The organism is Lysinibacillus sp. FSL M8-0134, from assembly GCF_038069745.1.
GTDB classification, from domain to species: Bacteria; Bacillota; Bacilli; order Bacillales_A; family Planococcaceae; genus Lysinibacillus; species Lysinibacillus irui.
Genome location: NZ_JBBPAJ010000001.1, coordinates 3,226,174 through 3,242,027, shown reverse-complemented (window position 1 = coordinate 3,242,027; position 15,854 = coordinate 3,226,174). Strand labels below are relative to the sequence as shown.

Genomic DNA, 15,854 nt, shown 5'->3' with positions numbered 1-15,854 from the left:
GACGATTCCAATAGAAGTAAAAAGGTATCCTTTAGAAGGATACCTTTTTATGTATTGCGAATTAGTTTTCTGGTGTACGGATAACAAGTACGTCACATTTAGCTGAACGTACAATGGCTTCGGATACAGAGCCAATTAAGAAACGTTCAACGGCATTTAAACCAGTTGCACCACAAATAATTAAATCTGCATCTACAATTTTAGAAAGTTCTTTTGTAATGATATTTTTTGGTGAGCCATACTCAATGATAAGATTCACATTTGTTAAGCCTTCATCTTCAGCTTGCTTTTTGTAACCATTTAATAGTTCTTCAGAAAATGCTTGAGCACGTTCCGCAATAGAACGATCATATGCCTCAATAGCAGCGAATGAACGAGTGTCGATTACATTTACTAGATTTAATACAGCACCTTCGTTTCGTTTTGCAACATCAATTGATTTACGAAATGCGTATTCAGCTTCTTTTGAACCGTCTACTGCAACAACAATGCTTTTATAATGATTAGCCATTTGAAAAACCTCCCTGATTTGTATATGTTGATTATACCAAATGATTTTCTAAAGGAAATACTTTCCGGAATAAAATTATGAAAAAGTGAAGGCATTTCATGAAGAAATGTCAAATAAATTTACTTACTTAATTCCCACTATTTACAGCGTGTAAACGTCTTTTTGCTAGTTAAATTTGCATTAGCTATAGCCTTCTTTAACGTTCCTTTCGTTTCATTAATTTGCTATCTAAATATAATGTTTTTCAACCAATTCATCGTTTAAATATTTTGTATTTTGGAAATGTTATAAATTTTATTTGTATTTGCTTTAGTTAAAGCTTTTTTTGCATTTGTTTGGTAATATGGAATTGCAAGGGGTGCATCAATTCATAGTTACATATATGATGCTTATTTCTTAAGTTATGGAAGGGGATAGGAAACAATGAAGATTGGTATTCCAAAGGAAATTAAAAACAATGAAAATCGTGTAGCAATGACACCTGCGGGAGTTGTTACTTTAACACATGCAGGTCATGAGGTGTACATTGAAACAGGAGCAGGTTTAGGATCAAGCTTTACGGATGCTGATTACATTGCAGCTGGTGCTCATATCGTTCAAACAGCTAAAGAAGCATGGTCACAAGAAATGATCATGAAGGTGAAAGAACCTGTTGCTTCAGAGTATGATTATTTTTATGAAGGTCAAATTTTATTCACGTATTTACACTTAGCGCCAGAGGTTGAATTAACTCAGGCACTTTTAAATAAAAAGGTTGTAGGGATTGCCTATGAAACTGTGCAATTAGCAAATGGCTCATTACCTTTGTTAACACCAATGAGTGAAGTAGCTGGTAAAATGGCTACGCAAATCGGTGCGCAGTTCTTGGAAAGAAACCATGCTGGTAAAGGTATTTTACTTGGAGGCGTATCAGGTGTACAACGCGGTAAAGTGACAGTAATTGGTGGGGGTATCGCAGGAACAAATGCTGCAAAAATCGCTGTTGGTATGGGGGCAGATGTGACAGTTATTGATTTAAGCCCAGAACGCCTACGCCAATTAGAAGATTTGTTTGGTCGCGAGGTTCAAACACTAATCTCAAATCCTTATAATATTGCAGAATCAGTGAAAAATTCAGATTTAGTCATTGGTGCAGTTTTAATTCCAGGAGCAAAAGCACCTAAGCTTGTATCTGAAGAAATGATTCAGTCAATGCAAGCTGGTTCAGTAGTGGTAGATATCGCGATTGACCAAGGTGGTATTTTTGCAACATCTGATCGTGTGACAACGCATGATGATCCAACATATGTAAAACATGGTGTAGTACACTATGCAGTAGCCAATATGCCAGGTGCAGTACCTCGTACATCAACTATTGCCTTAACGAATAATACTATTCCATACGCACTTCAAATTGCCAATAAAGGCTATAAGCAGGCTTGTCTCGATAATGAGGCACTTAAAAAAGGTGTCAATACATTAGATGGACAACTTGTGTATAAAGCAGTAGCAGATTCACAAGGACTGCCATTTGTAAATGTAGATGAATTAATTCAATAAATCATTGAAAAAGGAAGCACACAGGTTGCTTCCTTTTTTGTATTCCTTATAGAATGATTAAATCTTTCGGAAACTTTGTTAGTACCTCCACGCCATCTTTTGTTACGACAACGTCATCCTCGACACGTACGCCTGTTACATCTGATTTATAAATGCCAGGCTCAATTGTAAAGACCATGCCCTCTTCCATTGTCATTTCATTAGCGCCTGTAACGGATGGGAATTCGTGTACAGAAATGCCGAGACCATGCCCAAGGCGATGTGTGAAATATTCACCATAACCTGCTTCAGTAATTGTATCACGAGCAATTTTATCTAAGTCCATAGCACGAATACCAGGCTTGACGGCTGCCACTGCATTTTGGTTGGCAGCTAAAACAGTATTATAAATTTCTTTTTGTGCTTCAGTAGGTTCACCGAAGGCAACTGTGCGCGTAATATCTGAGCAATAGCCATCGTAAATTACCCCAAGGTCAAATAGTACCATATCACCTTTTTCAATTTTACGTGCTCCTGGTTTCCCGTGTGGAGATGCAGTTTTTGGACCGCTTAATACCATTGTTTCAAAGGACATTTTGCACCCTTTATCTTGAATAGCACTTTCAATCGCAGTTAGAATTTCCATTTCTGTTTTGCCTTCAGCGATTTCCTTGCAACCAACTTCAATTGCATAATCAGCTAATTCTGCAGCCTTACGTAATTTTTCTAATTCACTTTCATCCTTGATTACACGCATGGCATTAATCTTTTCATCAAGGCGCACAAAATTAGCTTGAGGGAATGATTGTTGTAAAGCTTCTAAACGTTCCACGATTAGTTGCGCTTTTTCAATGGCAAACGTAGTTGGGTTAACTTGACGTGATGTGATAGCTTGGGCAAGAACGTCCATCGAATTTTCTGTATCTTGATGACCAATAACCTCGTAATTCCAACCTGCAGCCTTCGCATCTGGAATCTCCATTTGTGGACAAATTAGAAAAGGCTCAGCATTTTTAAAAATCATAACCCCTAGTAATCTTTCATGTGGATTACTTTTAAAGCCTGATACGTAAAAAACATTGTCAGGTGTTGTTACGAATGCTGCATCAATGTGATTTTGCTGCAAATAACTTTGGATTTCTTTAACCTTTGACATAAATATGTCCTCCTTTTATTACATGGGAAATGATACGTTAAAAGGTTTCGACAAAAAATGTCGATGCCTTTCTTAGTACTGAATAATGGTGCTCTAACAGGGTATAAGTCTATTAGAGAAGTCTACGATTATTCTCTGTACAAGCATATCAAAAAAAGGGAAAATACGCATGAGTAGCGAATTAAAATGATGGACTGTAATTTATAATTCGGGGAGGATTTTAAAAATGGAAATCAGTTATCATGGACATTCAGTTGTCAAAATTCAAACAAATGGGAAAACAATTTTAATTGACCCTTTCATTAATGGCAATGGACAAACAGATTTAAACGTTGCTGAGGAGACACCAGATATTATTTTACTGACACATGGACATAATGATCATGTTGGAGACACGGTGGAACTAGCGAAGAAAAAAGATGCGTTAGTCATTGCTCCAAATGAATTAGCGAATTGGCTATCTTGGCAAGGTGTTAAAGTACACCCAATGCATATCGGGGGTGCTAAAGAATTTGACTTTGGTAAAGTGAAGTTTACTCAAGCCTTTCATGGATCATCTTATGTAACAGATAATAATGAAATTATTTATATGGGCATGCCAGCGGGGATTTTATTATTTATTGAAGGATTAACAATCTATCATGCAGGCGATACGGCCCTATTTGGAGATATGAAGTTAATCGGTGAACGACATCCAATCGATATTGCCTTCTTACCAATTGGAGATAATTTTACAATGGGACCAGAGGATGCAGCTTGTGCAGTTTCATTCTTGAAGCCGAAAATAGTTGTACCGATTCATTACAATACATTCCCACCAATCGAGCAAGATCCACAAATTTTTGCAGATTTAGTGCAAAATTCTGAGGTTCAGATTTTAAAAGCGGGTGAAAAAGTAAACTGTTTCTAATCCTTGAGGTTGCTGTACTAATAAATTGACACCACGACGGTAGTTGAAATGATGGGCAATATTAAACTTTTTCTCACTTTATATTAAATATTTTTATAAAAAATATGGTACACTAAGAGCAGAATTGAAGCTTAGGAAATAGGTGATATTTTGTCTACAAAACATGAGAAAATTTTACAATACATCGAATCACTACCCGTGGGCGATAAAATTTCAGTACGTCAAATTGCGAAGGAAATGCAAGTGAGCGAAGGGACTGCTTACCGCGCCATAAAAGAAGCGGAAAATCGCCGCTTAGTAAGTTCGATAGAACGTGTTGGAACAATTCGTATTGAGAAAAAAAAGAAAGAAAATATTGAGCGTTTGACTTTTGCAGAAATTGTCAATATTATCGATGGCCAAGTTTTAGGTGGAAAATCAGGTCTACATAAAACGCTAACGAAATTTGTCATTGGTGCAATGCAGCTAGAGGACATGATGCGCTATACAGATGCAGGTAGCTTATTGATTGTAGGGAACCGTATTAAAGCACATGAAAATGCACTACGAGCAGGTGCAGCGGTTTTAATCACTGGCGGTTTTGATACAACAGAAGATAATAAGATGCTTGCAGACTCATTAGATTTACCAATTATTTCAACAAGTTACGATACCTTTACAGTTGCAACGATGATTAACCGAGCAATCTATGACCAATTAATCAAAAAAGATATTTTGTTTATCGAAGACATTTATGTACCAATGACTGACACGGCTGCGTTAAAGAATGATGAAACAATTCATCATTTCCAGAAGCTGAATGAACGTACAACACACGGTGCATTTCCAGTTGTCACTCATCAAAATAAACTTGTCGGGATGATTACTGTAAAAGACGTCATTGGACGTGAAGAAAACGAGCTTATTGAAAAAGTTATGACGAAAAATCCGATTGCTGGCTCCATGAAAATGAGTGTTGCTTCTGCAGGGCATAGGATGATTTGGGAGGGGATTGACCTCTTACCTATTGTGGATGATGATAATATTCTGCAAGGTGTCATTAGTCGTCAGGATGTACTAAAGGCACTACAACTAGCACAAAGACAGCCGCAGCATGGTGAAACAATTGATGATTTAGTGAAAAATGAAATGAAGGTATTAGGTGATGAGGAACTTATTGTCGAATTTAAAGTCACGCCACAAATGACCAATCAATACGGAGCAATCTCATATGGTGCTTTTACAACGTTATTAGCTGAGGTAGGTTCTTTTGCATTAAAACGTCGCAAACGTGGAGATGCGGTGGCCGAGAATATGACGATTTATTTCATTAAACCCGTACAGATGGAAAGTACACTTACAGTTAAGCCTCGAATATTAGATATGAGTCGTAAGTTTGTGAAAATGGATTTTGAAGTGTATAATCAACAAATGCTTGTCGGTAAGGCAATGATGATGTTCCAATTATTGGAACGTTAACGATTAAAAAGGGATGGCCTAGAGCAATTGCTTGGTCATCCCTTTGTTACATAATTATTGATTTATACGAAATTCCTCTTCAACAAATTGCCCATAATGGCGTGCTTTTTTTGTATTTTCTAAAATGACAAAGATGCCGAGCACGACTAGAATTGCTACAATAATAAATGTATACAAGGTAGGGAATAGATAGGCTTGATTTAATCCAAAAAACACTAGGAAGGAACCAAAGCCTATATTCGCTTTACTCTTGTACCAATTCTTGGCAATCGGTAATGGAGAACGAAACTGTTTTGTTTTAAAATAAAAATAGAAGACAAATGATATGATTATCGTGAACACAAATATTAAATTGAGCATAGTAAACCTCCTAGCATAACTAGACATTATTGTAACGATTATTTTGGAAAAATGCTAACGGTTCTTACTATCATTTTGGAGGAATTTATGGTGAAAAGACAAATCATCGACACAATTAAGGCCAATGAAACAATCATAATTCATCGTCATGTACGTCCAGATCCGGATGCTTACGGCTCACAACAAGGATTAAAAGAGATTATTTTAGCAAATTATCCTGAGAAAAAGGTTTATGCTGTAGGAGACCATGATGCTTCTTTATCATTTATGGCACAGCCTGATCAAATAGCAGATGATGTTTATGAAAATGCCTTAGTCATCGTGACAGACACTGCCAATACAGAGCGCGTCGACGACCAGCGCTATACCAAAGGGAAAATGGTAATTAAAATTGATCATCATCCAAATGATGATGCTTATGGTGATCTTTTATGGGTTGACACAACAGCAAGCTCTTGCAGTGAAATGATTTATGAATTGTATGAAGAAGGTAAGGTAGTTGCAGACTGGAAATTATCAGATGCCGCAGCACGATTACTATTTGCAGGTATTGTAGGGGATACAGGCAGATTTCAATTCCCAAGTACAACCTCTAAAACATTTAAAGTTGCTGCAGATTTGATTACATATGATTTTAATCGAAATGAAATTTTTGATGGCATGTATGAAATGGATCAGAAGCTACTTAATTTACAAGGCTATATTTATCAAAATTTTGTAATGGATGAGCATGGAGCTGCCTATGTGAAGCTGTCAAAGGATTTGCTAGCACAGTATGAGACAGTTCCATCAGAGGCTTCTTTACTAGTAGGCTGTCTGGGCAGTGTAAAAGGAATATGCTCATGGGTAGTGTTCATTGAAGAAGAAGATCAAATTCGAGTACGACTACGTTCAAAGGGTCCAATTATTAATACATTAGCGAAGGAATTTAACGGGGGTGGGCATCCACTAGCCTCTGGAGCTACTGCTTATTCATGGGAGGAGGCAGACGCCGTTATTTCAAGATTACAAGAAATTTGTAAAGCATATCATTAAGAGAGAAAAGGAAGGGATTCATTTGACACATGTATATACAAAGATGCATACGAGCGCGGATTTATTGAAAAGCACAATTCGGCTTGAACAATTGATTCCTTTTTTACAAGAGCAAAAAACACAGGCCTGTGCAATCGTAAATACGAAGTTGTACGGGCTTTTGCCTTTTTGTAAAGCGTTGCAGCAAGCAAATATCCATGCGGTCATAGGGCTTTCGGTTATCGTACAGTGGCAGGATCATCGTATACCCGTTGTACTGTATGCACAGACTCAAGAAGGCTATCAGCATCTTTTAAAGATTAGTAGTGCTATTTCAATTAGACATGATGAAGTATTGCCATGGAAGTGGCTTGAGGGATATGCAGCAGGATGTATCGCCATGCTTTCTACAAGTGATTTTGTGGACTTAACGGACTGGCAGGAAATAATTACTGCTTTTGTCCAGCTATTTAACCATCATTTTTATATGGGAATTGCACGACCTGGAGGGGTAAAAGCACCTAATGAAGGAGATATAGTTGTTTGGTGCGAGGAACAGACAATTCCACTTGTTGCCACTCAAAGTTGTTATTTTTTACGTCCAGAAGATCACTTTGCTTATGAGGTGGCTAGAGCGATTGATACGGGAGAAAAACTGGGTGGTACATTGTTAACGGCTGACTTACAAGGCTATTTTGCTCCTACGGCATATGAATGGCAAAATTGGTTTGCTGATCGACCAGAGTGGTTGGAGTCTAGCGTAAACATGCTTGCTAGTTGCACAGCTAGTATCCCTGAAATGCCTGTGCAAATGCCTAAATATCCTTTGCCTGTAGGTGAAACAGCTGAAAGTTTCTTGGTTAGTGAAGCATTTTCAGGATTGGAAAAACGCTTGAATCAAATGGCAATTCCGACTGTCTATCAGGAAAGGTTACAACATGAACTGGAAGTTATTTGTTCAATGGGCTTTGCTGACTATTTTTTAGTTGTTGCAGACTTTATGCGTTATGCGAAAGAAAATCGTATTTTGACTGGACCTGGTCGTGGTTCCTCCGCGGGTTCGCTTGTGGCCTATAGCCTATTCATAACACAAGTAGATCCACTAGCCTATGGTTTATTATTTGAACGATTTTTAAATCCTGAAAGAATTTCTTTACCTGATATTGATATCGATTTTGTCGATAGTAAAAGGCACCAGGTTATTCAGTATGTTGCACAAAAATATGGCAAAGCGAATGTTGCGCAAATTATTACATTTGGGACATTGTCTGCAAAAGCAGTAGCTAGAGATGTGGCGAGGGTTTTTAGCTTTGAGGCAGAGACGTTAGAAAAAATCTCGAAAATGATTCCTAATAAGCCAGGTATTACTTTACAAAGGGCTGTGGCAGAATCACAAGACTTTCAAGTCTGGTTAGCGGAGAATGAAAAGCATCAGCAGTGGTTGGATGTAGCACTTAAATTAGAAGGACTGCCGAGAAATTCCTCCACACATGCAGCGGGTATTGTCATCGCTCCATCTCCGTTAGTAAACACTGTACCTATTGAAGAAGGACATGATGGTATATATAGTACACAATGGCCGATGGGGGATATTGAAGCGTGTGGTCTCATTAAAATGGACTTTTTAGGCTTGCGCAATCTTACGATTTTAGAGCAAATACGTTGGTCAATCTATAAAGCGGGAGGACCCTGGATAGAATTTGAACGCATCCCTATGCATGATGAAACAACGTTTCAACTTTTACAACGTGGAGATACATCAGGTATCTTTCAATTAGAATCAGATGGAATGAAACAAGCTTTACGGGATATTCAACCTTCGAGCTTTTCAGATATTGTCGCGGTAAACGCACTTTATCGTCCAGGTCCGATGGATTTTATCCCAGTCTATGCTAGACGAAAAGCTGGGAAAGAAATGGTTGTTATGCCCCACCCTGTATTAGAGCCTATCTTACAAGAGACATTTGGCGTTATTGTTTATCAAGAACAAATTATAAAAATTGCATCTGTTCTGGCGGGCTTTACAATGGGACAAGCAGATTTGCTACGCCGTGCAGTAAGTAAAAAAAATCGTCAAGTTTTAGAGGAGCAACGTGCTTCATTTGTTAATGGTGCATTAAAGCAAGGATTTGATCAACATGTAGCAGAAGAAGTATACGAACTCATTGTTCGCTTTGCGGATTATGGGTTCCCTAAAAGTCATGCTGTGGCCTATAGTATAATTTCTTATCAAATGGCCTATTTAAAAGCTCATTTTCCTTTAAGCTTTTATGCAGCGTTATTATCAAATGCAACAGGAAATATAGAGAAGATTCAACATTTTGTCCTTGAGGCAAAAGATAAAGGTATCCTTTTTTATCCACCCTCATTAAAAAACAGTACGAAATATTTTACTGTAGAAAATGAAGGTATTCGCTATAGCTTATCAGGAATTAAGGGAGTACCGCATACTTTGATAGAAAAAGTGACTGCTTTACGTCAATCAAATCCAGAGGCGTTGAATAATCTTTTTGATTTAGCTGTTGCCTTAAGTGCACAGCATTTTAAACCGAAAGTCATGGAATCACTCATTTTTGCTGGTGCGCTAGATTACCTCGACAAAGACCGTGCTATTCTAGTCAATACCATAGATGCCGCCTTAAAACATGCTGAACTGTTACGGCCGACTGAAGATATCGACATGGCAACGGCAATGGCGTTTAACTTTGGTAAACCAAAATATATGCAGGCAGATGAAATGCCTCAAAAGGAAAAATTAATGCATGAGAAGGAAAGCTTAGGCTTTTACATTTCAACACATCCTGTAGCACAAGAAAGGCATTTTTGGAATGATATTACCTGTACTTGCCGAGAGCTGAAGCAGATGCGTGATGGAACTTTAGTAAAAATCATTGGTATAATTGAAGAAGTGAAAAAAATCCGCACAAAAAAAGGTGAGCAAATGGCTTTTGTTCATCTACAGGACGAATATGGTACTGTTTCGATTACCTTATTCCCGCAAGTTTTTCAAGTTGTTCAGGAATTGTTAGTGGAAGACGAAATGTTATGGGTTGAAGGTGTAATCGAGAGACGCTTTGGTAAGCCGCAAATCAAAGTAAAACATGCGCAAACGACAAAAAAGGTATGAAATAAAACAAAAAATTAGAAACTGCATTCAATTTTATGCAGTTTTTTCTTTACTTTTGAACAGTTATTTTGTAAGCTAGAAGCAACGTTAAAAGTGGTCAGACCACTTTTTGATAAGGGGAGTTAGTCGTATGGATCAAAAAACCGAACAAAAAAAAGTGTTTTTAGAAATCGTCCAACAACTACGTCAACTCATTAAAATGGAAAAAATACAAGCAGGTGAAAAGTTACCATCCGAGCGCGTTCTATCAGAGCGTCTAGGTGTCGGGCGATCCTCTGTGAGAGAGGCTTTGCGAAGCTTAGAATTGCTGGGGCTAATAGAAACGAGACATGGTGGTGGAACATTTCTTGCGTCTACACATAAGCATCAGTTAGTAGAGATACTGTCGATGTTTATACTAGAAGATGAAAAATCCAAAAAGGATGTCGAATTAACGCGACAAATTCATGAAATGGAAGCAATTCGCGTAATAAGTTGTACAGAGATTCTTCGCACACTACCTGTGTGGGATAGTTTTTTTGTGAAACTAGAAATTGAAGGAACTGTTAATTGTCGAGATATTTTAAGAGAATTATTAATTACGTCAGGTAATCGTCTTTCATTAAAAATCTGGTTTCAATTAGCAGCATATGATGGCGACCGATTAGATCGAAACTCAACAGAAGATGAAAAATTAATCATTCAAACAATGTTGAAATCGATGCAGCTTGGTTATGAAAAAGAAGCATTAAAAGCTTATGAGCAGTGGATGAATACTGTACAAAGCATTTAGACAACAACAAAGGGGGAGTCAAACATGGCAATACGCAGCTTATTTAGTGGTAATCGAAAAAAGAAAGAGGACGGACAAGAAAATTCATTTCCAGAAGGATTAATGACGAAATGTCCTGAATGTCGTCACATTCAACTAACAAAGGAATTAGAAAAAAATCATAAAGTATGTACAAAATGTAGTCACCATTTCAAAATGACTGCTCAAGAACGTGTGGACTATTTCTTAGACGAAGGTTCATTCGAATCTATGGATGATCATTTACAAACAAGTAATCCCCTTAATTTCCCAGCGTATGTAGAAAAAATTTCTGCTGATCAAGAGAAAACTGGCTTGAATGAGGCTGTCCTAACAGGAGTCGGTACGTTAGATGGAGAAGAAATTGTCGTAGCGATAATGGATTCACATTTCCGTATGGGTTCAATGGGATCAGTTGTAGGTGAAAAAATTACACGCGCTGTGGAAAAAGCAACAGAACTAGGTGTGCCGTTTATTATCTTTACTGCTAGTGGCGGGGCACGTATGCAAGAGGGTGTACTATCATTAATGCAAATGGCGAAAACGAGCGTAGCCTTAAAACGCCATAGTGATCAAGGTTTATTATTCATTTCTATTTTAACGCATCCAACAACAGGTGGAGTTTCTGCAAGCTTTGCTTCCGTTGGTGATATAAATATTGCAGAGCCGCAAGCATTAATTGGTTTTGCAGGACGTCGGGTTATTGAAGAAACTGTAAGAGAAAAACTGCCAAGCGATTTCCAAACTGCAGAATTTTTATTAGAGCATGGTCAGCTTGATGCAATCTTCCATCGCAAAGATTTACGCAAACAAGTTTCCTTACTTGTAAAAATGCATACGAAAGGCGGCGTGCAACATGTCTAAAAATTTAGCATTTGAAGAACCAGTCGTACAATTACGAGAGAAAATTGATGAACTAAAAACAATTGCTGCAGAAGCAGATGTAGATATGTCAGGTGAAATTGAAAAGCTGGAAACGCGCTTATCGCAGCTTGAGCAATCAATTTATGCAAATATGAAGCCTTGGGATCGTGTGCAAGTTGCAAGACATCCAGAGCGACCTACAACGTTACAATACATTGAAGCAATGTGCGAAAACTTTATTGAATTACATGGTGACCGTACGTTTGGTGATGATGCTGCGATTCTTGGTGGAATTGCCACTTTTGAAGGGCAGCCTGTAACTATTATAGGACATCAGCGTGGTAAATCTACTAAGGAAAATATCCGTCGTAATTTTGGTATGCCTCATCCAGAGGGCTACCGAAAAGCTTTACGTTTGATGAAGCAAGCCGAAAAATTTAAACGGCCAATTATTTGTTTTATTGATACAAAGGGTGCTTACCCTGGTAAAGCTGCAGAAGAAAGAGGACAAAGTGAAGCGATTGCTAGAAACCTTGTTGAAATGGCAGGCTTAACAGTACCGGTTATTAGTATCGTTATTGGTGAAGGTGGAAGTGGTGGTGCTCTAGCATTAGGTGTAGCAAATCGTGTCTTTATGCTAGAGAATTCAACATATTCGGTTATTTCTCCTGAAGGTGCAGCATCTATTTTATGGCGTGATGGTAGTCTTGCTAAGCAGGCAGCTGAAGCAATGCGTATTACAGCGCCTGATTTAAAAGAGCTTGGTGTAATTGATGGTATTATTCCTGAAATTATTGGTGGAGCACATCGCAATGTTGCAAAACAGGCTCTCGCTATTAAAGAATGCATTAGTGAGACTCTTCATGCATTAAATTCTCTAAATGGAGAACAATTAATTGAAGATCGCTATGAAAAATTTAAAAAAATTGGACAATATACAGAAGCGTAATCTTGTTTATGATGAACAAATGAATGTTTTATCTGATTGTGTATAAAAAAACGAAGGGCATAAATTTGCTCGTAAAGAGACAGAATTTGTATCTCAACATATTAAAAAGCTATAAAGATGAAAGAAGATAGCAGCGCAAAATAAACGCCAGACTTCTTGAAAAAATGTTAGATTTAGGATGTTTTGGAATGGAAAGAGTGTGTGAAAGCGCATTCTTTTCATTTTTTATGTAAAAGTTATGTTTTTGTATCCCCAGAACCCTTACATAGTTTGTTTTTTCATGTTAATGTGAATAATAATAGTAACTGCAGGAGGTTCGACAATGAAAAAAATTGCTGTATTAACAAGTGGTGGAGATGCGCCTGGAATGAACGCAGCTATTCGCGCGGTTGTTCGTAAGGCAGCATTTCATGGAGTTGATGTTGTCGGAATTAAGCATGGTTATGAAGGCTTAGTAAAAGGGAATATGGAAGACCTTGATTTAGGTGCAGTTGGTGGTATTATCCAGCGAGGTGGTACACATTTAAATTCTGCAAGATGCCCAGAATTTAAAGAAGATGCTGTCCAGCAACGGGGCATTGAAAATTTACGAGCTGCTGGTATTGAAGGACTTGTTGTCATTGGTGGTGATGGGTCTTATCGAGGTGCTATGGATTTAGTGAAAAAGGGCTTCCCTGTTGTGGGTGTGCCAGGGACAATCGATAATGATATTCCAGGAACGGAATATACAATTGGCTTTGATACGGCTCTCAATACGGTTGTTGAATCCATTGATAAAATCCGTGATACAGCTACATCTCATGAAAATTCCTTCATTGTAGAAGTCATGGGCCGTGATGCAGGTGATATTGCCTTATGGGCAGGTCTTGCTGCTGGCGCTGAAACAGTGTTAATTCCTGAAGAAGATTATAATTTAGATGAGATTGTAGCACGCTTAGATCGTGGAGCAGCACGTGGTAAAAAGCACAGTATTATTATTGTTGCAGAAGGTGTTATGTCTGGAAGTGAGCTAGCAAAGCTGTTGAAAGAAAAAACTGGAAAGGAAACACGCGTTTCAGTATTAGGTCACATTCAGCGTGGTGGTTCACCTACAGCTCGAGATCGCGTCTTGGCAAGTCAATTTGGAGCACATGCAGTTGAGTTACTAATGGAAGGTAAGGCTGGCCGAGCAGTAGGCATTCGCAATCATCAAGTTATTGACTATGATATGCCAGAGGCTTTCGAAAAGAATCATGAGGCAGATGTAAGCCTTTATACACTAATGAAAGAACTATCAATATAATTTGTTATAAAACGGAGTGGGCAAAAATGAGAAAAACAAAAATCGTATGTACAATTGGACCTGCAAGTGAGTCACCAGAAACTTTAGAAAAATTAATCGAAGCAGGTATGAATGTAGCCCGCTTGAATTTTTCACACGGATCACATGAGGAACATGCGGGACGTATTCAGTTAATTCGTGAAGTAGCACAAAAGTTAAATAAACCAGTAGGGATTTTACTTGATACTAAAGGTCCTGAAATTCGTACACATAATATGAAAAATGGAGAGCTTCATTTAACAGCAGGTCAAGTGATTGATATTTCAATGACTGAAGTAGAAGGTACTGAGACAAGCTTTTCTGTCACGTATGAGCGCTTAATTGAAGATGTTGAACAAAATTCAATTATTTTACTTGATGATGGTCTTATTCAATTACGTGTATTAGCAACAGATATGGAAAAAGGATTAATTCATACGATTGTTGAAAATGCTGGGGTTCTAAAAAATAAAAAAGGTGTTAACGTTCCAGGTGTTTCTGTACAGCTACCAGGTATAACAGAAAAAGACGCGCAAGATATTTTGTTTGGTATAGAGCAAGGCGTTGATTTTATTGCAGCTTCATTTGTTCGTCGTGCAAAGGATGTTCTAGAGATTCGTGAATTGCTTGAACAAAACGGTGGTAGTCATATTCAAATTATCCCTAAAATTGAAAACCAAGAGGGTGTCGATAATATCGACGAAATTATCCTAGTGTCTGATGGATTAATGGTTGCGCGTGGAGATCTTGGTGTAGAAATTCCAGCGGAAGAAGTACCACTTGTACAAAAGAAATTAATCTTGAAATGTAACCAAGTAGGGAAACCTGTTATTACCGCAACACAAATGTTAGATTCAATGCAGCGTAACCCACGTCCAACACGTGCAGAAGCAAGTGACGTAGCGAACGCAATTATTGATGGAACAGATGCTATCATGTTATCTGGTGAAACTGCTGCGGGTCTTTATCCAGTAGAATCTGTACAAACGATGAATAAAATCGCTCAGCGTACAGAAAATTCATTAGATTATCGCTCTATTGTTTCAACACGTAGTCGTGAAAAAGAGGCTAATATGACAGAGGCTATTTCACAAGCGGTAGCTTATACATCTATCAATTTAGGTGTGAAAGCCGTATTAGCACCAACTGAAAGTGGTAATACAGCAAGAATGATCGCAAAATATCGACCAGGTGTGCAAATTGTTGCCGTAACAGGCTCTACAAATACAGCCAATACATTAACATTAGTATGGGGCGTATACCCAATTGTTTGTCAACGAGTGTCAACAACAGATGAAATTTTAGAACTAGCTGTTGATGAAAGCTTGAAGCATGGTTTCGTTACACATGGTGACGCTGTTGTCATTACAGCAGGTGTGCCAGTAGGTGAAGCGGGTACAACTAACTTAATGAAGGTACACATTATTGGAGATTTACTCGCTCGAGGTCAAGGGATCGGAAAAGCATCTGTCGTAGGTAAAACGGTTGTTGCTAAAAATGCCGCTGAGGCACTTGCCTACGATACGGAAGGATGCATTCTCGTAACAGTTGGTTCAGATCGTGATATGATGCCTGCATTAGAGAATTGCATTGGTTTGATTACTGAAGAAGGTGGTCTAACTAGTCACGCAGCAGTGGTTGGACTAAGCCTTGGTATTCCAGTAATAGTTGGCGTTAAAGAAGCTACAACATTAATTCGTCATGGCCAAGAAATTACAATGGACGCTGAAACAGGTGTTATTTACAAAGGACATGCAAGTGTTCTTTAACAGTTAACAAAAAGCTCTAGTGCGATTTGTTGTACTAGAGCTTTTTCTAAGGGTTGTACACTCTCTATTTTTACTCTATACCGTAAACTTCTATTTTTCTCTTACTAACTACGGCAGGTTTTCTATTT

The 15,854-nt window shown here is 38.1% G+C and carries 13 protein-coding genes; 10 read left to right on the top strand and 3 right to left on the bottom strand.

Going from position 1 to position 15,854, the window contains the following annotated elements; translation table 11 throughout:
* Positions 1-61: 61 nt before the first annotated feature.
* The gene (locus tag MKY49_RS16505) at positions 62-511 is read right to left on the bottom strand and encodes a universal stress protein (RefSeq protein WP_274794080.1); all 450 of its coding nucleotides are present in this window, start codon (positions 509-511) and stop codon (positions 62-64) included.
* 423 nt (positions 512-934) lie between these two features.
* Between MKY49_RS16505 and ald the strand changes: the two genes are divergently transcribed.
* Positions 935-2,050: an alanine dehydrogenase gene (gene ald / locus MKY49_RS16500; protein WP_274794079.1), complete on the top strand. Its 1,116-nt coding sequence runs from the start codon at positions 935-937 to the stop codon at positions 2,048-2,050.
* A gap of 46 nt (positions 2,051-2,096) precedes the next feature.
* On the opposite strand, the gene MKY49_RS16495 is transcribed toward ald, so the two are convergent.
* Positions 2,097-3,185 carry a M24 family metallopeptidase gene (locus MKY49_RS16495; RefSeq protein WP_341386689.1) on the bottom strand — a complete coding sequence of 363 codons (1,089 nt, stop codon included), beginning with the start codon at positions 3,183-3,185 and terminating at the stop codon, positions 2,097-2,099.
* Positions 3,186-3,411: 226 nt separating this feature from the next.
* Between MKY49_RS16495 and MKY49_RS16490 the strand changes: the two genes are divergently transcribed.
* Positions 3,412-4,095, top strand: a complete 684-nt coding sequence (locus tag MKY49_RS16490; protein WP_274794077.1) for a metal-dependent hydrolase — start codon at positions 3,412-3,414, stop codon at positions 4,093-4,095.
* Positions 4,096-4,245: 150 nt separating this feature from the next.
* A complete protein-coding gene (locus MKY49_RS16485) occupies positions 4,246-5,553 on the top strand; it encodes a DRTGG domain-containing protein (RefSeq protein ID WP_274794076.1) in 1,308 nt (435 codons plus the stop codon).
* Between the two features lie 54 nt (positions 5,554-5,607).
* On the opposite strand, the gene MKY49_RS16480 is transcribed toward MKY49_RS16485, so the two are convergent.
* Complete coding sequence (locus MKY49_RS16480; protein ID WP_274794075.1) at positions 5,608-5,913, bottom strand: YtpI family protein; 306 nt, start codon at positions 5,911-5,913, stop codon at positions 5,608-5,610.
* A 90-nt stretch (positions 5,914-6,003) separates the two neighbouring features.
* On the opposite strand from MKY49_RS16480, the gene MKY49_RS16475 reads away from it, so the two are divergent.
* The 7 genes from MKY49_RS16475 (at position 6,004) to pyk (ending at position 15,726) form a co-directional block, all read left to right on the top strand.
* Positions 6,004-6,948 (top strand): DHH family phosphoesterase, encoded by a 945-nt coding sequence (locus MKY49_RS16475; protein ID WP_274797367.1) that lies wholly within the window; start codon positions 6,004-6,006, stop codon positions 6,946-6,948.
* A gap of 22 nt (positions 6,949-6,970) precedes the next feature.
* On the top strand, positions 6,971-10,054 hold the full coding sequence (dnaE, locus tag MKY49_RS16470) for a DNA polymerase III subunit alpha (protein ID WP_341386688.1): 3,084 nt from the start codon (positions 6,971-6,973) through the stop codon (positions 10,052-10,054).
* 130 nt (positions 10,055-10,184) lie between these two features.
* Entirely contained in the window at positions 10,185-10,826 is a 642-nt protein-coding gene (locus tag MKY49_RS16465; protein WP_274794073.1) for a FadR/GntR family transcriptional regulator, read from the top strand.
* Positions 10,827-10,850: 24 nt separating this feature from the next.
* A complete protein-coding gene (gene accD, locus MKY49_RS16460) occupies positions 10,851-11,708 on the top strand; it encodes an acetyl-CoA carboxylase, carboxyltransferase subunit beta (protein WP_274794072.1) in 858 nt (285 codons plus the stop codon).
* Positions 11,701-12,657, top strand: a complete 957-nt coding sequence (locus MKY49_RS16455; protein ID WP_274794071.1) for an acetyl-CoA carboxylase carboxyltransferase subunit alpha — start codon at positions 11,701-11,703, stop codon at positions 12,655-12,657. The genes accD and MKY49_RS16455 overlap by 8 nt, the downstream gene beginning before the upstream one ends.
* 322 nt (positions 12,658-12,979) lie before the next feature.
* Positions 12,980-13,939: a 6-phosphofructokinase gene (pfkA, locus tag MKY49_RS16450; protein WP_312506602.1), complete on the top strand. Its 960-nt coding sequence runs from the start codon at positions 12,980-12,982 to the stop codon at positions 13,937-13,939.
* A 26-nt stretch (positions 13,940-13,965) separates the two neighbouring features.
* Positions 13,966-15,726 carry a pyruvate kinase gene (gene pyk, locus MKY49_RS16445; RefSeq protein ID WP_274794069.1) on the top strand — a complete coding sequence of 587 codons (1,761 nt, stop codon included), beginning with the start codon at positions 13,966-13,968 and terminating at the stop codon, positions 15,724-15,726.
* Positions 15,727-15,854 lie beyond the last annotated feature (128 nt).